At 68.6% G+C, this 26256-nt stretch carries 20 protein-coding genes; 14 read left to right on the forward strand and 6 right to left on the reverse strand.

The annotated features are described in order from the left end of the window. Positions 1-2: 2 nt before the first annotated feature. From OG746_RS13705 to OG746_RS13720, 4 genes are all read left to right on the forward strand, one after another. Positions 3-899: a hypothetical protein gene (locus tag OG746_RS13705; RefSeq protein WP_266714863.1), complete on the forward strand. Its 897-nt coding sequence runs from the start codon at positions 3-5 to the stop codon at positions 897-899. After that, positions 896-1411, forward strand: a complete 516-nt coding sequence (locus OG746_RS13710; protein WP_266714864.1) for a hypothetical protein — start codon at positions 896-898, stop codon at positions 1409-1411. Before OG746_RS13705 ends, OG746_RS13710 begins: the two co-directional genes overlap by 4 nt. Positions 1412-1697: 286 nt before the next feature. Next, positions 1698-2075: a hypothetical protein gene (locus OG746_RS13715; protein ID WP_266714865.1), complete on the forward strand. Its 378-nt coding sequence runs from the start codon at positions 1698-1700 to the stop codon at positions 2073-2075. A gap of 755 nt (positions 2076-2830) precedes the next feature. Next, positions 2831-3277, forward strand: coding sequence for a hypothetical protein (locus OG746_RS13720; protein ID WP_266714866.1), 447 nt, complete (start codon positions 2831-2833; stop codon positions 3275-3277). 86 nt (positions 3278-3363) lie between these two features. Here the strand turns inward: OG746_RS13720 and OG746_RS13725 are convergent, their stop codons facing one another. Beyond that, a complete protein-coding gene (locus tag OG746_RS13725) occupies positions 3364-3498 on the reverse strand; it encodes a hypothetical protein (RefSeq protein ID WP_266714867.1) in 135 nt (44 codons plus the stop codon). Between the two features lie 666 nt (positions 3499-4164). Here OG746_RS13725 and OG746_RS13730 point away from each other — a divergent pair. The 6 genes from OG746_RS13730 to OG746_RS13755 all read left to right on the forward strand — a co-directional run bounded on the left by OG746_RS13730 (position 4165) and on the right by OG746_RS13755 (position 9251). Next, on the forward strand, positions 4165-4425 hold the full coding sequence (locus OG746_RS13730) for a hypothetical protein (protein WP_266714868.1): 261 nt from the start codon (positions 4165-4167) through the stop codon (positions 4423-4425). Positions 4426-4619: 194 nt separating this feature from the next. Further along, a complete protein-coding gene (locus tag OG746_RS13735; RefSeq protein WP_266714869.1) occupies positions 4620-5132 on the forward strand; it encodes a hypothetical protein in 513 nt (170 codons plus the stop codon). Between the two features lie 107 nt (positions 5133-5239). Next, on the forward strand, positions 5240-5632 hold the full coding sequence (locus tag OG746_RS13740) for a hypothetical protein (protein WP_266714870.1): 393 nt from the start codon (positions 5240-5242) through the stop codon (positions 5630-5632). 309 nt (positions 5633-5941) lie between these two features. Next, positions 5942-6364, forward strand: coding sequence for a hypothetical protein (locus tag OG746_RS13745; protein ID WP_266714871.1), 423 nt, complete (start codon positions 5942-5944; stop codon positions 6362-6364). A 65-nt stretch (positions 6365-6429) separates the two neighbouring features. Beyond that, complete coding sequence (locus tag OG746_RS13750) at positions 6430-7830, forward strand: WXG100 family type VII secretion target (protein WP_266714872.1); 1401 nt, start codon at positions 6430-6432, stop codon at positions 7828-7830. A 92-nt stretch (positions 7831-7922) separates the two neighbouring features. After that, the gene (locus OG746_RS13755; protein ID WP_266714873.1) at positions 7923-9251 is read left to right on the forward strand and encodes a S8 family serine peptidase; all 1329 of its coding nucleotides are present in this window, start codon (positions 7923-7925) and stop codon (positions 9249-9251) included. Between the two features lie 224 nt (positions 9252-9475). Here the strand turns inward: OG746_RS13755 and OG746_RS13760 are convergent, their stop codons facing one another. From OG746_RS13760 to OG746_RS13780, 5 genes are all read right to left on the reverse strand, one after another. Next, complete coding sequence (locus OG746_RS13760) at positions 9476-10687, reverse strand: S8 family peptidase (protein ID WP_266714874.1); 1212 nt, start codon at positions 10685-10687, stop codon at positions 9476-9478. Further along, complete coding sequence (locus OG746_RS13765; protein ID WP_266714875.1) at positions 10680-11480, reverse strand: hypothetical protein; 801 nt, start codon at positions 11478-11480, stop codon at positions 10680-10682. The genes OG746_RS13760 and OG746_RS13765 overlap by 8 nt, the downstream gene beginning before the upstream one ends. Before the next feature lie 350 nt (positions 11481-11830). After that, complete coding sequence (locus OG746_RS13770; protein WP_266714876.1) at positions 11831-11956, reverse strand: hypothetical protein; 126 nt, start codon at positions 11954-11956, stop codon at positions 11831-11833. 10 nt (positions 11957-11966) lie between these two features. Next, entirely contained in the window at positions 11967-12215 is a 249-nt protein-coding gene (locus OG746_RS13775; protein ID WP_266714877.1) for a hypothetical protein, read from the reverse strand. A gap of 1018 nt (positions 12216-13233) precedes the next feature. Then, positions 13234-14739: an SUKH-4 family immunity protein gene (locus OG746_RS13780; protein WP_266714878.1), complete on the reverse strand. Its 1506-nt coding sequence runs from the start codon at positions 14737-14739 to the stop codon at positions 13234-13236. A gap of 1497 nt (positions 14740-16236) precedes the next feature. Here OG746_RS13780 and OG746_RS13785 point away from each other — a divergent pair. The 4 genes from OG746_RS13785 to OG746_RS13800 all read left to right on the forward strand — a co-directional run bounded on the left by OG746_RS13785 (position 16237) and on the right by OG746_RS13800 (position 25748). Next, positions 16237-21207: a toxin glutamine deamidase domain-containing protein gene (locus OG746_RS13785; RefSeq protein WP_266714879.1), complete on the forward strand. Its 4971-nt coding sequence runs from the start codon at positions 16237-16239 to the stop codon at positions 21205-21207. Between the two features lie 40 nt (positions 21208-21247). Next, positions 21248-23536: an SUKH-4 family immunity protein gene (locus OG746_RS13790; protein WP_266714880.1), complete on the forward strand. Its 2289-nt coding sequence runs from the start codon at positions 21248-21250 to the stop codon at positions 23534-23536. Between the two features lie 58 nt (positions 23537-23594). Further along, the gene (locus tag OG746_RS13795) at positions 23595-23984 is read left to right on the forward strand and encodes a hypothetical protein (protein WP_266714881.1); all 390 of its coding nucleotides are present in this window, start codon (positions 23595-23597) and stop codon (positions 23982-23984) included. Positions 23985-24434: 450 nt separating this feature from the next. Next, entirely contained in the window at positions 24435-25748 is a 1314-nt protein-coding gene (locus OG746_RS13800) for an SUKH-4 family immunity protein (RefSeq protein WP_266714882.1), read from the forward strand. Positions 25749-26256: the final 508 nt, after the last annotated feature.

Consider the following 26256-nt stretch of genomic DNA (forward strand, 5'->3'; position numbering starts at 1 on the left):
CCATGGACACGATGGATGAACCCGGCAGCGGTGTGACCGTCGCCTCGGAGGCTGCTCCTGAGCGTCTGAACTTCCGTGTGCCGCCCGCCTTCTTCGAGCTCCCTGTCCAGGAACCCCCGGAGCTGGTGGGTGAAGAGCTGATCGAGCTGGCCCAGGACATCTACCCGGAGGGGAACGCCCAACTCTGGTTCCAGTACGCGGCGGCTCAACTGCCGGTGGTCGCCGAGATGGTGGAGGCCGGGGTCGGCTACGCGGGCTTCTGCCTGCTCGACCTCGACGGGCGCCACAGCACGGCGACGGTGACCGCCACGCTGCTGGAGTCGGTGCCGAACGGCCGGAGGATGACGGCTTCGAGTGTCGCCGCGGAACTCTCCGGGACATCCGGGGCGTCCGGTTCTTCTGGTTTGGGGGAGCAGGCTCGGGTCGAGACGGTGTGGCTCGAGGCGGGTGAGGCGGCTGCCAGGTTCACCTCGGAGATCATGACGCTTCCTGCGGAGATCACCGACTCCGGTCGGGCCGAAGAGGTGGAGATCGGAAAGATCGCCGTGTACCTCCCTCTTCGCCGGTACGCGGAGATGGCTCTCTTCGAACTCAGCACGCCGTGCATGCAGGACTGGGACCTGTACTCAGAGCTCTTCTTCACCATCGTGAACACCCTTGAAGTGGCGGAGGGGCCGGCGTCGGCCGATGCCGAGCCTCAGGCCGGTACCCCGCCCCAGGCCGGCAACCTGCCTCAGCAGCCGGATGATCCGGATCATGCGGATCAGCGGACGGACGTGGCTTCCGGCGGCCCTCTGACGCAGTCGACACCGGTGACGGAGCCGACCGGGCCCACGCAGGCGGCACAGGGCGCCGAGGAACCTCCGCCTCCGAAGCCCGTCCGGGACGTGTTCGGATGAGTGCACGGCGCCTGCCGGAAGTCGGCAGCGCTCTCCCGGCGGATGCCCTTGGGCTGTTGCAGGTGAGGGCTGTTCACCTGGCGGAGGTGCCGGGCCTGGCCGAGGCGGCGCGGGCCATTGGCGTCGACAGGGGCATCGACTATCTGGCCGACCGCGAGGTCGCCGCGATGCTCCATCGCCATCGGTTCCTGCTGGGCCGGATGAACTCACGCGGGGCATGGGGAGGCTTGCTGCTCGTCCCAGGAGCGGTCGGAGCGTGGTTCCTGATCGACACCACCGATTGGGGAACCCTCGACCCAGTGGTCGGCCTGATCCTCTGCTCGCCCGTGGTGCTACTGGTCGCAGCCGGCGTGTACCTGCTGTCGCGAGCGTTCTGGTTCCGTCGTGCATGGGTACGCGGCGGGACCCGCGATCAGGTCAACGGTTATCTTCAGATCCTGTCGACATCAGGGCTCGCGCTCGGTCAACTGCCCGCGTGGCTCAAGCCGCCCACCGGAAAGAGCTGGCGATGACCTGCGATCTCGACCCCATTCCCGCCGACCACTTGGGCCAGGAAACGTGAGTACCGAATTCAGCGTTCACTATCCGACTGCACAAGAAAGGGCAGCGGCCAACTTCCAACGCCTCATCAAGGTGCGAGGTGGGAACGCGATCCATGTCCAAGGGGAGTTTCCGAACAAGGAAGCGGCAGACGGCCGGGGTCCGAGTTTCACCCTCTTCGCGGACCAGGTAGGGAATGGGCTCTTGTGTTCTGTGGCCCGGCGAACGGCCGACCCGAATGCGGGAGCCGACCTGGCTGTGACAGGGCCTGACGGGGCCGAGCTGGGCGTGCTGCGACTGTCGGCCCCGGGTAGTGGCGGGCGCCGCCGGTACGAGATGGAACTGCCGGACGGCACAAGCCTGGTCGGCCGTCGTGGAACCGTCAGTGCGTGGATTCTGTACGTGCTGCTCTCGCCGCTGATGCTGGTCTACAACGTGGCGAGCCTCGTCGGCGGGTACGGCCGCCCCGACTGGCATCTGCCGTCGCGGACGGCATGGCGCACCAAGGGTGGCCTCGGGCTGGGCCCCGCCCCCTTGAAGTTCTACGGGATGACCGACAAGTACAAGGTCCGGGCATCCCGTTTGGACATGCGGGTGGTCTACGCGCAGGCCGTGCTGCATGAATGGGACGGCTGAGCCTGGCCGTTCGGTGTTCGGCATGCACCGGGCAAGACGTGCTCGAGCTTGCCGTCGAGATTGTGGAGGCAGTCCTTGCCGCCGCAGCCGGCGGGTCGCCTGTCGCCGCCGCCGGAATCGGCACCAGGGCGGCCAAAGCTGTCAAGATCACCGCCAAGCTGGCGGAGGCGCTGTCCGACATCGCAAAGCGCATGCAGTTGCCTCGCAAGATGGCAGAGCTTCGGAGCGCACTTCGAAAGGGCCGAAGCACCTCAAGGGCGGCCTCATGCCCTATGTTCGCTGCGATGGACACGGCCGCCGTCCCCCAGAGGATCTGGTCCTGTTCGCGGGATACGTGGCTACAAGAAGACCGTGAAGGGTGCCGTCAAGGATGTGATCGGTGCCGACCCGGCCGGCGCTGTCCAGGGCTCGGTCCTTGAGGGCGGACCTGGGGTGGCGGAGGGGCGTTACGAGTACGAAAGGCGCCTCGACCCGCGGAGCCTGGATGGGCGTACGGATACAACGCCTTCGCGCGCGTCCCGGACAGTGAGGGAAATTTTCGGGTGAGCGGATCGGACCGCAATCAGACGTCGGTCGTGCGAGCGCGGGCGGTCGCACCGGGTGGCGAGGCGCTGCGAGGAGAGCACCGGGTCGCTCTGGCTTCCCGGGCGCCCGAACCCGGCCATTTCCACCGCACGCGCGGTCTGCGCTCGGAGCGCCGGGCCCCCTTCAGCTGGTGCATGCTCCCGGTTCATGGGGCGGCCAGGTTGATCTCCATGACCTGGAACCCGTTCGAAGCGTTCTTCGAGGCGGTCTTCTGGTGTGGGGCAAGGAAGCCCGGGAAGCCGTTCTCCGGTGACTGGAACTCCACGGCGGGCCACCTGGCGCGGGCCACAAAGCCCCGGACCAGGAACGGCGCGGACGTGGTCATGCAGGTCACCGGACAACACCTGCAACTCGTGTACGTGTCGTGCGCCGGCTCGCTCACGGGCAGGCACGGCCCGGTCGAGGTGGGCTGGTCGACGGAGCTCGGCAAGGTGAGCTGGATCCGGGACCGAAGCGACGTCGTGGGCGGCTGTCACGAAATCGGGTTCGTCGACGGTTCGTGGTGCTCGGTCCAGTTCATGGGGCAAGGCTGGCGACGCATGGGCGAGGCGTTCCCGGTGAGGCTGAGTCATCTCGACCGGGGGCCGGTTGGGCTGGGCTCGTCCTCGTCCTCGTGATGTTTTCGACGGTGCCGCCCAATACCGGCGCGGCGCATGTGGTTCGTCGAAACGTAGACGGGGCCGAGTACTCGAGTCCGTAGCGCTCAGAGAAGGTGATCCGCCTTCCCCGCTTTGATGTCCGAGATCAACGCACGGAGCGCCTCGCGGCTGTCGGTGCCGAGGCGGAAACAGTTGGCGCCTTCCCCGCAGAACGGGTCTTCCCAAGTGATCGCCGGCATGTGGACGTCTTCTTCTCCTAGAGGCCCGACACAAGGGCACGGATGAGATCGAGCGACGGGCGGTGGCCCTTGCCGATTCCGCGTCCGGCGTCATCGGCGCTCCGCTTCGCGCAGCCTGGAAGCCTTCGGGCGATCTTCTTGGCCGGTCAGTGTTGACCGAGTCCGCGTGCGGCCGATTCCGGTCCTGTGGTGGCTACTTCGACTACGGGTGGCGTACGCGCCCGCTGTGGCGAAGTGCTGGGAGCGTTGAACCATGCGCAGGTGTCGGAGGTGACGGGTCAGCCGTTCAACGCCGACACGGCAGCCCCCACGCGACCAACACCACAAGCCCGGCCGCACACAAAGGGATGGAACGCGTGATCCGTCCACGAATGGCGAGAAAGCCAGCAATAACAGCAGGGATGATCGAAAGCGCCATGGATGCGTCAAATTCACCCCGGAGTAGTGACACGCAGTTGACTGCCAGGTAACACACAGCGAAAACCAGTGTGATGCCGGGCAATACGCGCAGGGCCTGCCGTTTCGCTCTCGCGAGTTGCTTATCCCCGTCGGATCCGAGTGGATGGCCGTCCTGGTCCTGCCAGTTCCGGCTGAAGAGATTCCTGGGCATGGTTGCTACGGTGCCTTCCGGCCGCTACGGAAATTGTTGGAGGGGAGCGGGCGACAGTGAGCTTCGCAGCTGAATCGGCGGATCTTGAGGCCTACGGGAAACAGGTCGACCGCGCCGCGGAAGACGCGCAGTCTGTCGGTGAATACGTCAAGAGATACGGCACGGGGCTGGACAAGTCCACCACGGAACAAGGCCTGTTGCTGGCACCTCTGGAATTGCACGACCAGGCGATGGACGAAGCCAATAGGGCGTTGTCGCGCATCCACACGCTCCTGGATCGAAGCGCGGCGACGCGGCCGCCCCTTCCTCCCGGCTGAGTGCTCCGGGCAAGCCCGAGGAGTACTCGCACGGCCTGGTAAGCGACACCGTCGGGACGGTCAGCGATTGGCTCAGCCCCAGCTACTGGTCCCTTGAGGCCATCAAGTTCGTATTCCAGGCGGAGCAGGATCCGCTGGAACAGGCGCTCGGTTGGTTCGCGGGAGGCTGGGAGGCGTACGCAAAGTGTGCCGAGATGTGGCAGAAGTCGGGGAGCTCACTCGGCGACTTGAGTGCCAATATCCAGTCCGGGAATCAGCGACTCGACCAGTCATGGGACGGAAATGCGGCAGATGCCGCATATAAATACTTCGATGAGCTGGCAAAAAGGATCACCGAAGTCGGCACATCGCTGAAGGATCTTCAGGGCTACTACTCGGAGATTTCCCTTGCGGTGTACGAGGCGTTGAACCTCGTCAAAGGTGTGCTGACGGCGATGGCGGACGCCCTGATCCTCATCGAGATCGAGGTGGCTGCTGGAACGCTCTTGGTGGAAACGGGCGTTGGGGCCGTCGTCGGATACGGCCTGGCCGCGCTCGAAGTCGTGAAGGTGATCCGGCTGTGGGGGCAGGCGACCGAGGCCTACTCGGCGGCAGAGCAGTCAGTGAAGATCGCCGTCGCCGCGGCGGCGGCACTGTCAGGAACCATCGGCGTGGCGGTCAACCAGCTGCCGGCGGTGGGGGAGGGCTACGACCATCCGGCTGTTTGACGGTCGTACGCACGTAGTCGTCGTGGGCCGCCTCGTAGGTCGCGTCGTGGGTTATGACGCGTAATTGGGCACGCGCATCAGGCATTTGGGGCAAGGGAGGCCCACAGGTGGCCGAAGAGCAGGTCGGGGACGAGGAGTTCCTGGACATCGCCAGGGAGCCGGCACGCGCCAGGGCTCTGCGTAGTTCGCTCCAGCGCCTTGCGCAGGGTGGCGGCGGAGAGGTCGTCCAGGAGATGGCGAAGGAAGTACTCGCGGGCAGGGTGGGGTTGCGCGAGGCGATGCAGAACTCGGCCTGCCGAGAGGCCCTGTCCGACCGGGTGCGCGACGGGTTCCGTGCGCTGGAGGAACTGCCGCCCGACGCGCGGCACGCCGCGGAGGACGAGGGGCGTCGCCGACTGACCACGTATCAGGACGAGATCGACGAGGAGCGGCGCCAGCGGGGCGGCGCGGCCCGGGAGGCTGGGCCGCGTCATGACGGGCGGGGCTGGAGGCTCTATTGAGCTGGTCCGTTGGGCTGGTCCGTTGAGCTCGTCCACAGGGTTCGTCCAGTGAGCTCGTCCACCGGGTTCGCCTACTGAGTTGGTTCTGCGCCGACGCGGTCAGGAGGACATGAGGACGGGGTGATTGTGTCGCTTATGTCCCATGGGGCAGCGTATCCGCCGCACCTGTCGCGGAGTTGTGACGGGCAGCACCGAGCGGGGTGTGGGTGCCGTTCGATAAGCTATAGGCAGGCTTGTGACAGGGGACCGGACTTATCGCCCCCAACGGGAAGAACGGGACTAGCAGGATGAACGGGGAGGGCCAAGCGCATGGCCGGTGACGGGTACAAGGTCGATCTGAGTGCGCTCGACCAGGTCATCAAGAAGCTGAACGGGATTATTGGCGACCTGGGCAAGGCGAACGCGGACACGAAGAGCAACACGTACCTGCCGCCGGGCGCATTGGGTACGAGCGTGGGTGGGCAGTGCACGACGAGCGGGAGCACGTCGGGCGGCCGGTTCGAAGAGGCGGAAGCGTTGACTTCCGCCCACGCCGAGATGAAGGACTACCTTGAGGCCGTCGTCGCCCACCTGGAGTCGGTGATGGACGACTTCGGCACGAAGACGAAGAAGGCGCACGGGGCATATCAGGACGCTGAAGCGGACACCTCGAACTCGATGCACGGGGCGAACCAGGCGTCGACTTCGTCCCCGGGGTCGGGGGTCGATGCGGGGTCGATGTCGGGTGTGTAGTGACATCGAGGTCAGCAGTGGACGGGTAGGACACGAAGCGAGTGACGAAGGGGGCCTGGGGCGCAATGAGTGACCAGGGCGCGGACTACACGTACCAGGCGCCGACGCAGTGCTACGTCGGCGACAACACGACCGACTTCAAGAACCTGGACATGGACACCATGAAGGGCATGGTCCAGAACGCCAACCCTGAGAACGTACATCGTGCTGCCAGGGGCTGGACCGGTGTCCACGATCAGCTTGTCGCGGCCAAGGAGGCCTACGAACACGCTGTCTCCGAGGTGATGGAGCACTGGGAGGGCCCGTCGGCCGACCAGTTCCAGGCTCGGTCGAAGGTGATCTCGAAGAAGATCCATGACACGTCCACGTATGCGACGCAGGTCTCCACCGCGATGACGAGTGCGGCGAACGTGCTCGGGGACATCCAGAAGCAAGTCGTGGCTATGCAGAAGCCGTCCGCGGGCGAGAGCAGGTCCGACCGTCTCACGGACATCAACCGCGACGAGGACGGCCTCAACCGGGACCTCGCCGACAAGAATGTGACTGCGCAACAGATTGCTGATGGCCGCGAAGGCGACATGTCGGCGGGGCGCGAGGCGCAGATGGCCATGGCTGTGAAGATGGAGGCGCTGGGGGCGGCTTACAACTCGCAGACCAAGTCGATGGGGTCGTGGTCGAAGAGGGACCATGGTGACAGTGAGGAATACCCGGGCGAGCCTGGTGGCGTTGCTCCTGTGCCGATCGTCGCTGGTTCCGTAACCAGTCCTTCGGGCAGTGCCGGTTCTGGCAATCTCAGCCGTTCCGGCACCTCGGGGGCGGCGGTCAAGGGTATGAAGTCGCCGACTGCCGGCGGCATCAGCGGGGGTATCGGCTCGCAGAAGCCGACGGCCGGTTCGCAGATCGGTGCCGGCAACCTCAGCTTCAACGGCGGCTCGGGAGCCGGAACTGGTGGTGTCGGCACGGGAACTGGTGCCGGTGGTATCGGTGGCGGCATGGCTGGTTCCGGAGCCGGTGGCGTCGGCTCCGGTGGACCTGGCGGCACGGGGATCGCCGGCGGGATCGGTGCTGGTGCAGGTCTTGGCGCGGGTGCTGCCGGTCGTGGTGGTGCGGGCGCTATGGGGCGCGGCGGACTTGGCGGAGGCGCGGGGTCCGGCGCAGCCGGTAAGGAAGCGGCGAAGGGCCTGAAGGGCAACTCGCTCGCTCGCACGAAGGGCGGCGAGATCGGCAAGTCCGTCGTCAAGCCGGGTTCCGGGCAGCAGGGCGGTTCCGCCCTGCGCCAGAAGCCGAAGACAGCGACCGGCGGTGCAGGACAGAATGCCGGACGCAATGGTCTTGCTGGGCACGGTGCACAGACAGGCAAGGGTAAGGACAAGAAGGGTCGCGACAACTCTCGTCCGGACTATCTGGTCGAGGATGAGGAGACCTGGGCAAACAGTCGCACTGTTAACCCCAGGGTCGTGGAATAGTCGGGCCTACTGGTTAAGTATGCGGTGAAGACAAGACGGGGTCCGCAGCCTTCGGGCTGTGGGCCCCGCCCTGCGAGGGAAGGTGTTACGGCATGAGCTTCACGCGAGCGCTGCGCGCGGTCGGCGCTGCGGCAGCGGCGGGAGCGCTGCTTTTCGCGGCCGCGCCGACGGCGTCGGCAGATCAGGTGCGAGATGACCAGTGGGTCTTGTCGGCGTTCTCGGCTGACAAGATCTGGGACGTGGCGACCGGAAAGGGAGTCACGGTCGCCGTGATTGACGAGGGCGTGGACGCGAACCATCCTGACCTCAAGGGCAACGTCCTGGCGGGCAAAGATTTCAAGTCCGGGGATGACGACGCTTCGCCCGAGGACGGCGACAGCCATGGCACAGGCATGGCGGGCGATATCGCGGCGCACGGTCATGGGGCGAACGGGGAGAACGGCGTCAAGGGTTTGGCTCCAGAGGCCAAGATCCTCCCAATCCGCGACTTCGGTGGGGACTGTTTCGTACGGTCCATCCGCTACGCAGTCGATCACGGGGCTCAGGTCATCAACATCTCGCAAACGGCTAGCAGCTGCGCAGACAAGAGTTCGGTACTCAAGGCGATTGCCTACGCTGATGGCAAGGGCGTACCGGTTGTTGTTTCCTCCGGAAATGAAGGAAAGAACGCGGACGACGTGTTGCCCGTCAGCTATCCAGGCATCGTCGGGGTGGGCGCCGTGTCGAGGAGCGGTGAGATTTGGAGCAAGTCGAACTACGGCGATTCTGTTCTCCTCACCGCTCCTGGAGACGGGATTGTCAGCACTGGCTCTGGACCTAGCGGTTATGCCAAATCAGATGGCACGTCAGACGCCACCGCCTACGTCTCCTCAGCCCTAGCCCTCCTCAAGCAGAAGTTCCCCGAACTCTCCGCAGGCCAGCTCGTCAATCGCCTGGCTAAGACCGCTGGCCTCCCCGCCTCTGCGAAGGGCACGTCGCTCCCCGACGAGCACTACGGCTACGGCTTCATTCAGCCGCTGGCCGCGCTCACGAAGGACGTCCCGGCCGGTTCCAAGAACGGCCCGCTCAAGATCGACCAGTTGAATGCCGCCGTCGGCAAGACCAGCAGTGACGGCGCCTCAGCCCCGTCCTCTTCCTCGCCCGACGCCGCCTCCGACTCCGGCGGTATCAGTACCGGCCTAATCATCGGCATCGCCGCAGGCGTCCTCGTCGTTCTGGCGATCGTCGTGATCGTGATCATGCGCAGTCGCAAGAACAATGGCGGCGGCACGCCCCCGCCCCCCGGTGGTGGCTGGGGTGGCGGAGGCAATCAGCCGTATGCGGCGCAGCAGCCGTACCCCGGCTCGTACCCGCAACAGGCACCTCCCGCCCCGGGCTCGTACCCGCAGGCCCCCTCGCAACCGCCGTACGGTCAGCAGTAGTTACCGCTCAGCGGGAGTCATCCGCGCCCCCCGTCCGTCCCTGACGACGTGGGGCGCGTTGCGTTAACAGGGCGCCTGATGCGGGCTTGGCCACGCCTGGCCCCTGGTGTGCGTGGCCGTCGTAGCTCGCGGTCTTGGGCGAGCGGTACGAGAAAGGCATGGGACCCGCAGCCACGAAGACTGCGGGCCCCAGCTCTGTGCGGCGTCATGCTCAGTAGGCGGCCTCAGTAAGCCGCCATGGAGGGCGGCTGCGGAGCGCCCACCCGCTGTTGCTGCTCCCAGTCGCGGCGCCTGCGACGGCCGCGGCGGAACAGGAGGAATCCGCCTGCGCAGATGAGCAGGCCGACGACGGCGAAGGCGATGGACACGATGGTGGTTTCGGAGTCCATTCCGTAGCCGACACGTGAGGGTGTTCCGTCATCGCCGGGGCCGAAGTGCTTGCCGGCGCCGGCGGTGCCCACTGCCATCTTCTGGGCGGGGCTCAGCTTGGCTGCCGCGGCGAGTGCGGCCTGGGCGTTGACCATTCCGTAGCCCGTCTGCGGGTTGTGGCCCCGCTGGTGGGTGGAAGCGGTGCGTTCCAGCGCCTGCGTGATCTGGTACGGGGCGAGTTTCGGGTGCTGCTCGCGCATCAGGGCGACCACGCCCGAGACCAGAGCGGTGGCGGGAGACGTGCCGTCGATCCGCTCCGTTGTCCGCGTACCGGCCTTCGCCGCGGTGACGCTGACTCCGGGGGCCGCGATGTCGACGTAGTTGTGAACGGTCGAGAACGAAGCCCGCTGCCCGCGGCGATCGGCCGCGGCGACGGTCACGACACCGGGGTCCCCGGAGGGGAAGGCGAAATCGTTCTCGTCCATGGTCTCTTCGCTGACGTCGCCGGCGTTGCCCGCACCGTTGACGATGGAGATGCCCTTGGACAGTGCGTATTGGACGGCGGCGTCCAACTGGGCGTCGAAGGACGTCCCGATGCCTTCCATGCCCAGGGAGATGGAGATGACGTCGGCGCCGTGGTCCGCGGCGTAGCGGATGCCTTCGGTCAGGACTTTCTCGTTCCCGGTGTTGTCGTCGCCCAGCACCCTGATACCCAACACCTTTGCCTGAGGCGCCACTTCCAGGACGTTGGATGCCATCGCGGTGCCGTGCCCGCCGTAGGAACTCGACGACTTGTCCGCGCCGCCGAGAATGTCCGGGCCTTCGGTCACGCGGCCATGCAGGGCCGGGTGGTCGGTCTGGATCCCGGTGTCCAGCACCGCCACGGTGATGCCGGACCCCTTGCCGGCCTTCTGCGCCTGCGGTACCGACATGGCGGGCAACTCCCAGCGGGCCGGTGCCGCCTGGGCGGGTTGCTGGAGCGCCCCGAATGCGATCACGGCACTCAGCGGCACCGTGATGGTCCGCAGGAACGTATTCAGTCGGGTCCTGCTGGATCGGCTAGGCATCGTCGTCGGCCTTCCCGTCGATCACCTGGTTGACGTGGTAGCCGGAGATGCTGGCGAAGTTGGTCGCCATTCTCTTGTACGCCTCCGTCTCGTCGCTCTGCGTGCGAGTCCAGGGCTGGGGGAGACGTCCCCAACTGCGCTGTGCGTCGACTGATCCCACCGAAAACGCCATGACGTACGGAGTCTGTGAGGTTCCCGCGCTCAAGGGGGCGAAGGAATTGGCCACGACGTTGCGCTTCGACCAGCCCGAGGCCAACGTCTTGGGGACCGGGTAGGGGGTGACGCCGGGCGGATTCAACTCGGTTTCGGTGTCGGTCTCGGAGTACTGGTCGGCCAGTTCCGTCGCGGCGGCGCTGTTGCCGAGCACGATGAGGGAGACAGTGGCCGCCGCCTCGCCGCCCTGGTCGACATAGGTCGCACGGAGCACCGTCTTGCAGCCGCCGGCGGTGGCCTGTTGGAGCAGCTTGCCGCTCAGCACCTCGTCGCACTTCGCGGCCTGCGCGATGCCCTGACGCACCCAACCCGGGTTGTCGTAGACGGTACCCAGTTCCGACATCGTGTCGGGGAAGAGCTTGTCGCTCTCCAGATTGTGCCAGGCCTTCGGAGCGAAGGCATCGTTGAACTTCGTGATCCGGGCGTCCTTGATGTTGGCCGCGAGGAGCCCGGCTCCAATGAGGAGAGGAAGAACGCCGACGACGAGGACGATGATTCCCCAGACACGCTGTGCCTTGCCGGGAGGCTTGGCGGCAGGGCCGGGCGCATACGCGTACGGAGACGGAGCCTGGTGCGGCATGAACGGGCCGGGAGGGCCGGGTGGCGGGGGGCTGGTGGGAGGTGCGCCGACGGGAGGAGCGCCCCAGGCGGGTGGCTGCTGAGGAGGTGGCACAGGCGGGGGAGAAGTGGGGTACGTGCTGGAGTATCTAGGGTCCTCTGGCGGGTGACTCATCGGCCTCTCTGATCCGTTCGCATTTCTGGTGATTTCTTGTTCGTTCGGTGTCTGGGCTCAGTCGGACGCCAAGCCCAAGGAGCACTACGCTCTTGCCTGATCGCACGAACATACTCACCTACTTGGTGGTCGCTACAGTCACCTTCGGTATTGCGTTGGCCACTCCTGTGGTTCTGGAAGTGCACCAGGAAAGCGCATCAGCAGGAGAAGACGTCTCCCGCCAGGTAGTCGGCAGCCTTCGTGGCCGCGGTGGCGAACTGGCGGCGCTTCGTCGCGTCGAGGCCCTGGGCGGGCGGCATGTCCTTGACCTCAATCTCCAGCACAGCCTTGCCTTTATCGAACACGCCTGGCGCGATGCCGGGGTGTCGATGTACCGGCGCCGTTGTTCACGGTCTTTGTCCACAGGTAGGAGATGCGGACGGAGTGTTCCGCGCCGTACTGCCAGCAGTCGCCGTATGCCTTCCACGTGGTCGGGTGGAAGCGGGTGGTGTCCTCGGAGGCGATACCGCCGTCCCCGACCAGGGGGCCGAACACCGAGCCGGCGAGCTTGCCGTCGCAGACCCTGGATGCGGTACTCGGCATGACGGGAGTCTTGTCGCTGCAGCTGGTCAGGGCGAGCAGGAGCAGGGCGATGACGGCGCTCGGCCCACACTGAGGGCGCCTGTCGGCCTTGGCGCTCACTTGTCGTTCACCGAGGCGTTCCACGTCGCACCCGCGATGTATTCGTCTCTGGCCGCTCGCTCAATGGCCCCGCTGTCCACGTTGACGTCCCCTTGTGACATGTCGATTCCGCGGCCTGATATGCCAGTCGAAGCGAGGCGGCGCTGGAGGAGCCGGCCGCCTTCATACCGTCCGCGTAGTCCTTGGCCGATGCGGAGTTGGCTTCGTCTCCGGTGTCGCGCTGAGCTCGCTTGACGACGAGTTCCTGGATGTCCTCGACGGCGAACCCGGCGACGTCTCCGGCCACGGGTGAGGCCGCCGCGGTGGCGCCGCCGACGGCCATCGACAATCCGCGTCCCACCATTTATCGGTGGTGGCGACGGCGTCGTTGTAGTCGGCGTCGGAGGCGGAGTGCGCATCGTGTATCGGCCAACGGCTGCCCGGCGCCCGCTGGGCCGGTTTCAAGCGCAGCGTCTGGGGCGTCTTCCGCCTTTATGGCATCATCGCCCCGGACCTCGACCTGTTCTGGTGGCTGCACCGCAACCGCACCCGCCGCGCCGGAAAACCCCTCAGGGGTGGGCGCGGCAGCCTTGCCGGCCGCTTCGCCTCGGCGCTGTACCCGCGGATCCCGACCACTGACGCGGCGACGGTCCTGCTGCTGACGGATCGGGACGCGATCCTGGTCTACGTACAGCGTTCACGACGCGGCGACTAACTGGGCATGACGGAACCTGGCTTGACCGTTCCGGCGCATGACCTTCTCTCGGTTACCCATCAACCCCAGGCCGGCCCCGACGCCTGCGACCTGACATTCACCGATCAGTCGGTCGTACGGGTCAACTGTCCTTGGCGGTCGGGGCCCCGGCTGTGGGAGTCGAGCCGCTGAACTCGCGAGCGCACGCGGTGGCAGCGGCCTCGACGACCGTGCGGGCGGTGGCGGTCAGAACAACCCGTGCCACATCTGCTCGATGACCAGTGACCACCAGTTGTCCGGCTGCGACAGGGCGTTCGGGTCGATGGCCAGGAGGCGGGTCTGGAGGTCGGCGACGATGTTGCCTGCCGTGTGCGGGCTCGCGTCGATCATGTGGCCGCGCGTCGCGTACAGCGTGGCGAGGGAGTATGCGAAGGCGGCGACCGAGGAGTTCACGTACTGGAGGCTGCCGTCCAGGGGCATGGCCGCCCAGACCTGGCCGCTGTCGCGCTGCACCGTGATCACGAACATGCCGTCCGTGCCGATGCGGGTGTGCGTGGCGAGGGTGTCGGCCGCGGCAGGGGGCAACTGGGCTCCCGTGCCGATGAGGTGGGTACGCGCGTCCGCGAACATGCCGCCCATGACGGGCGGGACGCCGGGCGCGTCGGTGTCCGCCAGGAAGAAGAGCGGGACGTCGGCGGGGAGGCCGGCGGTGGCGAGCGTTGCGCGTGCCGCGTCGGGGAGCGCCGCGGTGGCCAGGAGTTGGGGAGCGTAGCGGCGGACCTTCTGTTCGCCGAAGACCTGTGTGAGGAGCGGGCCGAGCTCCGCGTCAGGCAGGACGTGTGTGGGCGGTACGGGGTGGGGGAGCGGGGCGCGGGACGGTTGTGGTGGCGCCTGCTGGCCCGCGAGTTGGGACATCAGCTGCGCGTGGGACGTGAGCGCGGCGATGCCCTCGGTGCGGGAGGCCTGGTCCCGGCCGTAGGGGTGCGCGTGCGAGTGGGAGGCGTTCGGGAACGTGGACAACAGGACGTTCGCCGTGTAGCCGCCGGGGAAGTAGCCGGGGCACAGGTCCGTGTGGATCGCGACGACGTTGTCCACGGGCACCCTCAACTCGCCCAGCTGCGCCATGCCCTGGTACTCGGCCGGCGGCTTGCCGGGCGCCGAGGTGGCGGTGACGTAGGACTCCTGGCCGGTGCGCGGGTCGACGTAGGTGAAGACTGCGGTGTTGCCCGGGCCGGTGGCCGGGCGGCCGGGTGGCCGGGTGGTGGGCCCGCGGGGGTCGGCTGGGCGGGGCCCTGACCGGGGTGGGGTTCCGCGGCCGCTGGAGGATGCGTCGACCGGTGCGGCTGAGGGGGTGTCGCGGGCGACGCCATCGGCTCGGGCGGCGCCAACGGGTAGTCCACCACGGTGGGTGTGCGTTGCGGGGATGTGGCGGGCGGTGCCGATGTCGTGGACGGCGGAGCCGTGCGCTGTGGGATCACCGGAGCCGTGGGGTCGGAGGCGGCAGGGCCGTCCACCGCACCCCGGCCAGTGGAGCCCAACGCGGCCGCGTACTGCGCGAGTCCATCCTCCTCGAACGCCGCCGCCAGCATCCGCGCGCGCTGCTCCGGCCCCGCCTGCGTACGCGTCAGCAGCGGGGCGATCCGTAGGTACGTACGTCCTGGAGCGGGGAGCGATTCGCGCGCCCGGGCATCCGTCGTGATCTCGTCCAGCGCGGCCCGCAGCAGTACCGGGTCCGTGTGTACAAGCAGCCACGGGTCCTTGAGCAGGCGGGGCAGTTGGCCCGCGCCCAGGAGGTGGCCGACGATGCCGTCCCGTACGTAGGCGTCGGCCTGCTCCCAGCCCTCCTCAGGGACCCGCTCAAGCAGCTCCATCGCGAGGCAGAGGTGTGCGGCGCGTACGTCGGGCAGCGTGGCGCGGATCGCCTCGCCGAGCGCCGGGTGGGCGAGGGCGATGAGGGTGGGTGCGGCTGCGTCCTCGTCGTTCACCGTGGTGACGAACGGGCCGGCGAGCGGCATTCCGTTGGCGATGTCCGGCACCAGATCGCGGGCGGCCAGCGCCGATGCCAGTGGTGCCCACAGCGGCAGCGGCAGCCCCTCGCCCTCTGCGAGGGCCAGTGGAGCGAGCATCGCGGGCAGGAGGGTCGGGTCGGCGCCGAGGCGTTGGGCGTGCATGGCGACGGCGTCGGCGGGGCCGGCGGGGAAGAGGGCGGCGTTGGGTGGCGGTTCTGGTGCCAACAGATGGGCGTTGACCGTTAGTTGGGCGGTCAGGCGGCTGCCGCCGGGGCCCGTGGCCGTGCGCGACGCGATGCCCTGCGCGAGCCAGAGCCGCATCTGCGGATCCTCGGTGAACGGCAGCCGGGGCGCCCCGAAGGCCGGATCGAGCGCGATCTGGGTCTGCAGCGTGAGGCCATGGAGGTCGGCGTGCTCGGGCGCGTCGAGATCGATGACCTGTGCCGTCCCGGCAGGAAGCGCGGCGGCGATCTCGGCGGCCACCGCGCGCGGGACCTCGGCGAGGAGTCGTACGGAGGGGAGCCCCGCGAGCGGCAGCAGCAGCTCGCGCGCCATCCGCTCGGGCCCGCGCCCCGCCCGTACGGGACCGGCCTCGTCCACATCGGGCACCACGATCACGCGCTCGCCCGCGCCCAAGGCCTCGTACACCTCCGCATCGCGCGCGACGTCGATCCCGTAGTGGTCGGCGAGCACCCACAGCAGCTGTGCCGGTGTGAGCCCGGCGGCGCTCGGCACGGCGGGCGCGGGCAGCGGCGGCGGGACCGTCCATGGATCGAGGCGCGAGAGGTCGATGCGCTCGCGGTGCCCGGGGTCGCACAGCATCAGGAAGCCGGTCAGCAGGCGCGAACTGCCGCACCCCGGCGAGCCGGTGAGGAGCGCGACGCGCGGCGCGTCCGGCACGGCGGCCCGCCAGGCGGCGAGCGCGCGCAGGGCGGAGGCGCGGCCGCCGATGAACGGATGCGGCTCGTAGGCGACCTGCTGTGCCGCTGCCATGGGTTGGTGCGGCGCTGCCATAGGCTGCTGGGGTGCTCCCATGGGGCTGTTCTGCCAGCTCACGACTCTCCCTGGTTCCCCGTAAACACGTGCATGCCCACTTTAAGGGCGACCTCTGACAACGGGACACGTGTGGCCGGTGGGGGTGCCCAGGTGCCCGAGTGGCTTGGTAAACTCCGCGCAAAATTACGTCTGTTGAGGCACACGGGGTCCGGCGGATGTACGGCGACACGGGGGAGATGCCGCCATGGCGATGATGCTGCCGGACGAGTTGGCCTGGCTGTTGGAGATGTTGGGCTTCGACTGGCCCACCGCCAACGAGGACCACATGATGCAGTGCGCCCAGACGTGGCGCGATTTCGGGGCGCAGGTCGGGGACATCCAGTCGGATGCGATGCGGTCGGCCGGGAATGTCACGTCGGACAACTACGGCGAGTCGATCGACGCGTTCGTCGAGAAGTGGGACAACTTCGCGGGCGGGTCGGGGTATCTGGACGATGCCCGGCAGGCGGCCGAGGTGATCGCGTCGGTCTTCGATGTCGCAGCGATGCTGATCATCGGGATGAAGATCGCGGTGATCATTCAGCTGATTGTGCTGGCGATCCAGATCGCGGTGGCGGCGGCGACGGCGGTGGTCACGTTCGGGTTGTCGGGGGTGGCGTCGGCGGCGATGACGCAGGCGTCCCGGATCGCGATCCGCAAGATCTTGAAGGAGGCCGCGCAGGCGCTGATGGAAGCGGCGCTGGAGGCGGTGAAGGAGCCGTTCGTTTCCGCGCTGGAGGAGATGAGCAAGGATCTCGTCGCGCAGACGGTGAACCAGAACTTCGGTGCGCAGGACGGTTACAACCTGGGGCGCACGGCCGAGGCGGGCAAGACGGCCGTCAAGGACGGGTTCGACAACTTCGGCTCCACGTTGGGTGAGTCGCTGCGGGACGGGGCCGGGGGCCGGGCGGGGTCGCATGCGCGGGGCGGGCTGGACGGTGCGGCGGGGAACTCGTCGTCGTCGGGCGGGGCGGATGGGGATGCGGGGGCTGGGGCCGGTTCTTCGGGGGGCGGGGCCGGTTCAGGGGCCGGGGGCGGTGCGGATGGTGGCGGCGGCGCCGGCGCGGGTTCGGGTGCCGGGTCCGGATCTGGGGCTGGGGCCGGCTCCGGTGGTAGTTCCGGCGGGGACGGTTCTGGAGGTGCGGCGGGGGGTGCCGGGGCGGGAGCTGGTTCCGGTGGAGCGGCGTCCGGTGGGTCCGGGGGCGGCTCGGGCGGTTCCGGTTCCGGTGGTTCAGGGGCTGGTTCCGGGGCGTCCGGGTCCGGATCCGGGGCCGGTGGCGACGGAGGCGGTACGGCTGGTGCTTCGGCTTCCGGCGACACCGGCGACACCGGCAGTGCGGGGGCAACAGGCAATGGCAGTACGGGAGTTGGATCCCAGGTCGGCTCGAACGGTGACGCCGGATCGACGCCGACACCGACGTCGACCCCTTCCCCGGCGCCGTCCTCCGACCAGCCGCTGACCCCGTTCGACGAGGGCTACCACGAGCAGCAGCCAGCGTCCGGATCTTCCACGTCGTCCGATACCGGCGGCTCCACGGCCCCGTCGAGCACACCGGATTCCTCGCCCGGTTCACCCGGTTCACCCGGTTCACCCGGTTCGACCGGATCGTCGAGCACGCCGGACGTGTCGACGGGTACGGACGCGCAGCGCAACGCCAGCGAGACGGCCACGCCCGCGCCCGCCGCGCAGTCGGACCCGTCCTCCTCGGTGCCGCACGCGCGCGTGGACGCGGACACGAACACGCCGTCGCCCGCACCGACCCCCACGCCGTCGCCCGGCCAGCCCGACCCGTCCCACAGCATCAACACGGCATCGGAGAGCGCCGCCCCGACGCAGGAGTCCAACGCCCCTGCCGCACACACCCCTTCGCCCGACCGCGGTAACGATCCATCGACCGCGACCGACCCACGTACGCAGGTCCAACAACCCACGACGACGGCGATGCCGGCGGGCACCCCCACGCCCACCGACACCTCGTCACCCACCTCCGCCTCCACGACACCGGGCTCCATACCCAGCGCGGGTACGGGCGCCCACACGGGCTCCGACTCGCCCTCGCGTACGTCGTCCAGCCCCACGTTCCACTCCCAAAGCGCCACGGCCACGGAGGCCCACGCCCCGACCCGCCCCGCACCCACGGCGAACCCGACGCCCACCGGCGACCCCAACGCCACAACACCGACCCCGAACCAGACGCCGAACGTCGCACCGACCGCGACCCCGGGCCCGGTCACGAACGCCCCCACCACCCCGACCCAGGGCCCGCCGCGCCAGCCCACCCCCTCGACGAACCCCCGTACGGACACACCCCGTACCGAGACCCCTCAACGCACGACACCCACACCGACCCGCCGCGAGCCGACAACCCCCTCGACGCCCCGCCCCAACACCCCCACCAACAACAGGCCCGGCACGACCAACCCCAACCCCAACACCCCGAACCAGCCGGGCTTGTCGGCCACACCCACCCCGAATCAGACGCCGAACCAGAACCAGCCTGCGAACCAGGGACCAAGCCAGACGCCGAACCAGGGCCCGAGTCAGACTCCGAATCAGCCTGCGAACCAGGTTCCGAGTCAGAACCAGCCTACGAACCAGGCTCCGGGGCAGACGCCGAATCAAGCTCCGAGTCAGACGCCGAACCAGGCCCCGAATCAGCCTGCGAACCAGGGCCCGAATCAGACCCCCAATCCGCCTACGAACCAGGGCCCAAGCCAGACGCCGAACCAGCCTGCCAACCAGACCCCGAATCAGGCGCCGACCCAGGTCCCGGTCCAGATCCAGGTCCCGATTCAGACCCCGAACAATAATCCCGGCGCTCAGCAGCCCGGTTCGAACGGCCACCCCGCGCAGGAGTCCTCCGACACCACGCCCCCCAAGCAGGACCAGCCGGCCCCCCTCGCCCAGGGCCAGAGCCTCCAGCAGATCCGCGACAGCCTCAACCACGCCCCCTACGGCCTGATGACGCCGGACCCCGCCCACCAGCAGGCCCTCCAGGACGCCGTCCCCCGCAATGAGGACGGCACGCCGCAGCGTCACCCCGACCCCAACGGCGAATGGGCCCAACTCCAGAACGACGGCGGCCTCCAGCAGCCCGGACGTTCCAACAACTGCCTCGACAACGCCCGCGCCGGCCTGTCCACCTGGTTCGGCAACCCCCAGGTCTCTGCGCCCCGCACCCCCGACACCAACGCGGACGGCACACTCGACACGATGTCGCCCGAACGCGACTCGTACAACAACCTCGACGCCTGGGCGGGCCGCCCCCAGATCTGGGCCGGCGCCGACCACCCAGGCCCGTACGCACGAATAGCCCACCACCTCCAGGAAGCCGGCCCCGGCTCCGCCGCCGTCGTCGGCGTCCAATGGCCCGGAGGCGGCGGACACGCCTTCAACGTCTACAACCACAACGGCCAGATCATCTGGGTCGACCACCAGACCGGCGAAGTCAGCCCCAACCCCATCCACACCGGCGCCGCCGGCGTCCGCTACGTCCCGTTCGACTCCAACGGGCAGACGATGGACGCGCCGTGGGAGAAGCCGCAGCAGACGACCGAGGAATCGACGGATTCCTCAGCGCAGTCCGAAACTCCGTCGGAAACGCAGTCCGAAACGCAGTCCGAAACTCCGTCGGAAACGCAGTCCGAAACCGAGTCCAGTTCTCAGCATTCCCAAGCCGACTCCCAACCGGCACCCAACGCTCACCCCCAGTCCCAGTCCCAGCCCCAGTCGCAGTCCCCGGCCCAGGACGGGCAATCCGCGGGCTCGTACGGCGCGGCGCCCGACCCCTCCTCGCAGTCAGAGGGCGAGGACCATACCGCCGCCCGACGGGACATGGACGATACGCGCGCCGAGCGCAATGCCGGGCTCGTGCCGGAAAAGGCAGGGGACATTCGGCAGAACACGCCACCGGATCCGATCCAGGATGGCCTGCGCGACTCTCACGACGTATATCCGGTCGACATAGAGTCCGTGGACGAGAGCATTCGGGACCTGGTCGCGCATCCCAGCGCGCCGTTGGCCCATCTTTTGCAGGATGCCGCCGATCGTCGGGAGCGGTACGAGCAGGCCATGGAGCCCCTGGAAACGCCCAGGCGTGCACTGCAAGAAGAGAACGCAAAGGTGTGGGACCTCGAGAGCAAGATCAAGGAGCTCGAGGACAAGGGCGCCACGGCTGAGGCCGAGGCGAAAAGGGCGGGCCCGCTCGCCGAGGCGGTCGAGAAGAGGGACAAGGCGCAACAGGCGTACGACAAGGCTGTTGCCGAGTTCCCGATGGAGAAGGTCCCCCCGGTAGCTTTCACCGATGCCGAGCTACGGACCGCTCTCGGCGAAGATTTCACCAACATGAACGATGGTGAGAAGTATGCGGTGATCACCACGCTCGCCCGTATGAGCAACGCGTTCCACGGAAGCAACGCGGTCGGTGTCAGTCCTCGGCCCGCGCCCGACGGTCAGGGGCCGTACTTCGGAACCACCAAGGGGACAGGCGAGAACACGGTGCCCAACCCCGCCACGAACGACTATCGGTCGACGGCGGTCAGGCGGCGTGAGGAATCGGCCTCGAAGGTGGAGCCCAAGCGACGACAGGGCTCGGCGGCAAAGCAGGGCCTCCAGGCCTTGAAGAATCAGGATGCCGCGGCGCAGAACAAGAGTCGTTCGTCGAACGTAGCCGTAATGGCCGGCTCGAAGGCGGACGGAGTCGGCCCGGATGTCTCCGAGAAGAATTACGCCGTCGTCGAACTCGTCGATGCCGAGGGCAACAGCACCTACGTCATCGATTCCTCCGTGCCCACAGGCGGGGACCGGGTCACCCCCCTGCATTCCGAGTCCCACATCCTGAGTTGGGTCGACCGGATCAACGCGGCAACGGCGGACGGTGACGCGCCCACGTACACCGTCGCCGGTCTGTACACGGAACGGGAACCCTGCGGTTCCAGGAGCCTCAATTCCGGATACGCCGAATGCTCCCGGGCCATCACGGAGTACGAATCCATGCAGGGCGTTCCGGTCTACTACAGCACGACATACCGGTACACGAAATCCACATCGGACAAGGGTGCGATGGACGCGGAGATGACCGATCACCTCGACCAGGTAACGGAGATGTGGATGTTGATGCGTCGGCAGATGGTTGCTCTCGGTGGCGGCGCCGGATCGGACTCCACGTCGGCATAGGCTCTTTGTTGCACCACGGCAGGACGCGGAAAGCAGGGACATGAACGCCCAGGAACAACAGCCTTGGCCCGATGGGGAGTTGTCGGCCCGTGAGCTGATCGGCCGGCTGGCCGACGGCTGGGAGGGGCTTGCCGGGCAGCGTGTGCAGGCCGTCGTCGACCCTTCGGGGCAGGTGGCGGACCAGGTGCTGGCGGCGGTGCACGAACGGGTGGCCGGCAGTGTTCTCGTCGACGCATCGGCCGGTACCGGTGACGAGGCGATCACCGAGATCCTGCGGGGTCTCGACGCGACGTTCCCGCCGTCGGGCCTGTGGTCGGTGCGGAAGGTGCCGAAGCGGCCGGCGCGGCTGGTCCTTGTGCGTCACCTCGACCTTGCCGGGCGGACGCGTACGAGTGGGGATCCGGAGCGGCTGATGGCGGCGCTGCAGCGCGTGGCGCGGCGCGGGCACACCGTCATCGCGGGTGTTCATGCCGTGGGGGTGCTGGCCGACGACGTGCGAGCCCTTCCGCTCGCGGCCGGGGCACCGGATGTGCCCACGAGCGGTCTGCCCGCCGAGTTGGGCGCGCTCGCGCTTGCAGAGGCGTACGAGGTGCCGGTCGGTATCTGGCAGGAGTTGGTGGCCGGGCTGACCGGTCGCCGTCCGGGCCGGGAGCAGTTGTTGGACGTGGCCGAGGCCCATCGCGACGTGGTGACCGTGGTGGACGCCGATGACGGCGTCGTCTCCTTCGGCGAGGAGGGTGTCGCACGAACGTTGCGGTCGTCGACGCCTGCGGGCGAGCGGGCGCGGGTGAACCGCCATCTGGTGTCCCGTATCAAGGAGTTGAGCGTGGACTTCGCGCACCCGGACGGCTGGGCCGCGTCCGGCGCGATGGGGCGGTACGCCGCGACGGCGCTGGCCGCGCACTGCGTCGCGGCGGACGCGGCGGGTGACGTGGAGACGGGGGAGCTGGCGACGTTGTTGCGCGAGGGTCGTCACGTCGCGCACCTCGCGCCGCAGTCGCTGCTGGAGGTGGCCGAGGGTGCGGGCATGGGGATGGCGGACATTCCCGTGGGTTCAGCGCTCGCCGACGCGGCGTACGCCCGCCAGTACCGACTGCTTCCGTGCGCGCAGCCCACGTGGGCGGCATGGCTGCACTTCCAGGCGACCGTACGCGGAGACACCGTACTCGCCGACGGCGTCGAGGAGAGCGGGGTCGCGCTGCCGTGGCGGGTGCGCTGGTCGCACTGGCGTCCGCCGGGCGGTATCCACCTGTCGTACCTGCCCTTTCACGACGTGTCGGACGCCTTTCAGGCGCGCCTGCACGACAGGCCGGTGCTGGTGGCCGTGGAACGACGTGACATCACCAAGATCTACGACGTCGCGACCGGTGAGCTGCTCTCCTCCGAGCTGTGGCCGGACTCCGAGGAGAACGACGAGCTGATCGCGGCGGTGCGCACCCTCGCCCCCGAGGAGTACGCGCAGGTGACACCGCTGCCCGACCCACTGACCGTCGTAGGGGAGGAGATGCTCCATCCCTATCTCCTGGAGCTCCAGCCCGTTCCTGTAGAGGGCTTGGTGGTGCTGGGCGGCCTCGGCGGTCTGGTCTGCATCGAACCGGCCTCCGGCGTCCCCTTCACGGGCCTCACCCTGCGGCCCTCGTCGGCTTCCTGCCCGTACTGGATGGAGGCGCCGGCCACCGTTCCGCACCATGGCCCGGCGCCCCGGCCCGCCGATCTGGACGTCCTGTTCGCGGACGAGGACGTGCCCGGTGCGCTGGTGGTGATCCCGCCGCCGCTGTTGCCGGAGGGGCTCACCCACCGGGCGACCCGCGAGTTCCTCACGACCCAGGGCGTGCCGTCGTTCCGGGACCGGCACGGCCTCGGTTTTCACGGCCTCGAATGGGACTCCGCCTGGTGGCGCGTGGCGCACGGCACGCACAGTGGCCCGCCCCCGGCCCCGCCGGAGCGGTTCCTGCGCGAGGTCGAGTGGCCCGAAGAGGTGCCGCGGACCACGGACCGCACCGGCAGGACCATCGAGGTCGCGGGGCCGTTCTTCGTCATTGGCACGTGGATGGGCACGGACGTGGTGATCGACGGCCCGAGCGGCCAGGTGCTGGCGCTGCCCGGCGAGGACCGCGCGATGTTCCGTGAGGCCGAGGTCGTGGGCCGCGGCGTCGAGGACTTCCTGGCGATGACGTCGGTGTGGCTGCTGGCGCTCCACTTCCACACCAACGATCGCGACCGGGACGGGAATCGCTGCCTGACCGACCGCGTACGAGGCCTTCAATCGGCCATCGACCCGGTGGGGGCGGCCTCCGGCATGTGGGGCGTGGCTCTGCGGGAGGTCTAGGGCGACTGGAACGGTTGACGGAGCGGGAACGCGAGAGCCGGGCGGGGAGCCCATAGCCATGCACGAGAGCGTCACCACGGACGCGGCGGCCGAGCGGATCGTCGACTGGCAGCGGGGCGGCGAACCGTACGTCGTCGAGCTGATGGGGTCGGCCGGCACGGGGCGCACGGAGATCCTCCGGCGGGCGGAGGCGCTGCTGCCGCGGTCCGTATGGGTCGACGCCACGGGGCTCGAAGCGCAGGAGCTGCTGGGACAGGTCCACGAGGGTCTGGAGCAGGTGCCGCCCGGCGACGGGCCGGTGGTGGTACTCGTCGCGCAGGGGCAGAGGATGGCCCGTGCGGGGACGTCGGCTGCGCGAGTGGGCCTTGCAGGCACTCGCTCTCGCGCGGTCGTCCGCGGCTTCGGTCGAGGTCTGGCGTCAGCTCTCCCGTCTGCTCAATGGAGGTGAGCTGGAACTGCCCCTGGACGCACCGGAGATCTCGGTCGCCGAGAGCGGCAGGGTCTGGTTCGACGACTGGTCGCGGCGAGATGAACTGAGGGCCGCGGTGGACTTGGGTCACGCCCGCCGCGTCCACGCCGGGATGACCCAGTGGCTGCGCGACCGGTTCGACGATACGGCGAACGGTGTGGGGCGCTACGCCGTCTTCGCGTTGGCCAGGAACGCGGCGCGGGGCGGAAGGTACGGCGAGCCCTTCCATGAACTGGCATGCGAGGCACGGCTGTTGGCAAGGCTTTCACCGCACAGCCTCATCGAGGCCGACGAGACGGTGCGCGCCAACCTGGACGCCGTACGGATGGATCCTGCCTTCCGCGACCGCTACGCCGCCTGGTCGGCCCCCACGCCGCCTGGTCGGCCCCCACGCCGGCCAGCCGCGCGCGCGACCTGGAGACGGCCGGATTGCGCACGTTCGAGTCCGACGAGTGGGCGTCCTGGCTGGCCCTGGCGGCACGGGCGCAGGGTGACGAGGCGACGGCGGATGCCGTGGCCGCGGCGCACCCCGACTGCCCGTGGACGGTCCGCTGGTCACACTGGCGTCCGCCGGGCGTAGTCGACCCGCGGCAGGTGTTCCCCGGTCCGGTGACCGGGCTCGAACTCGCGCCCGAGGGCTGGGATCCGGAGGGCCGGGCGGCGGTCGTCGCGCGGGACGACACCCCGTCGAAGCCGCGCTACTGGGTGTTCGACGCGGCCACGGGTGGCGTTCTCGCCGGCCCGTGGACGGGCGCGGTGCCGGCTTTCGGGCAGTGTGAGCCGTTGTGGCAGGGCGGAGGCGGCCGACTGCGGGCGTGGGCCGCATTCTTCGACCCGTTCCCTACGGAGCCGGGGCTCGTGCGGGACCGGTTGGAGGTGGGGGAGCTGGTCGTGGTGGCGTCGACCGGCGGAATCTTCGCGGCCGAGGCCACGGATCCCGAGCGGTTCGCCGACGGGTTCCCTGGCCCGCAGACGGTTGACGAGGACGACGAGTTCGACGAGGACGAAGACGAGGACTGGGCCGACGACCTCGACGCCGATGAGGAGGGTGAAGACGGTGAGGGCGGCGGGGGCGACCCCTTCGGCATCGCCATGCCGCCCTCCCCGAACGCGGCCGCGCTGATCGACGCACGTCCTTGCCATGTCGCCCCAGAACAGGCGGACTTCGCGTCGTCCTCGGAGGCTGTGTTCGGTACGCAGTCCATGACCCGCCTCTCCGAATCACAGCTCCCCGCGGACCTCACCGACCCCCACGCCCGGCGCACCCTGACGGTGACCGGACTGCCGGCCTTGGCGGCGGCCGAGATCCATCTGGGCGTCGACCCGGAGGCCGAGGCCTCGCTGCCGCGCGTCCGCGACCTGCCCCTTTACGCGCTGGGTGACTGGAACGGCGGCCCCATCGCCGTGCACGCGACCACCGGCAGGGTCTACCGCCTGCCCCACCACGACAACTGGAGCGGGACCGACCTGCCCGACGACACTCCACCCGGCGAGGACTGGTACCCCGACTGGCACTCGGGCCAGTGGAACGTCGACTACGAGGCCCCCCACCTCATGGCCGAGAACCTGGACGTCTTCGTAAGCCTCGTCACTACCTGGGCAGTACTCCGCGGACACTTCCCGATGGCCTACACCCAGGGCGAACTCTTCGGCCTGCGCGATGAGTTGGAGGACCGCCTACGGGCCATCAGCCCGCACGCCGCGCACAGCTGGTGGACCGAGGGGCTACAGGAAGTCATCTGACGGCAGCGGCTGCATCGCCCCGGCCCCGCGAGCTCGGTGCCTGTACCCAGAAAGACAATCGACGCAACGACAAGCGACAGGGGGTTTCAGTTGCCGGAGGATGCATTGCCTGGCGATGCCCATGAGTTCTTGAACTCGGACATCAGCGCTCTGCTCGCTTCTGTCGAGCGCAGTTATGACCCCCGGACAGAGCTCCCGCTCCCCGTCCGGTACGCCCTGCAACTGTGGCTGGCAGGCGTGCGCCCTGCGGACCGGGGGGAGTGGGCTGCCTGGTTGCACCTGGTCGCGACGGCCCGGGCCGAGGAGGAAGTGGCTGCCGAAATCGACGAGTTGCCGATAGCGCGGCCCTGGCGCGTGCGATGGCATCACTGGAGGCCACCGGGGGCCGTATCGTTCAACGGCTGGCTCCCCGGCCCGATCGAGCAGATCGAACCGGCTCCCGCCGGTTGGTCCCCGGACGGGCGCCCGCCGTCCGTCGCGACCGACCCGCTCACTGCGGCGTGCGCAG

The sequence above is a fragment of the Streptomyces sp. NBC_01016 genome (assembly GCF_026341035.1).
Lineage (GTDB): Bacteria > Actinomycetota > Actinomycetes > Streptomycetales > Streptomycetaceae > Streptomyces.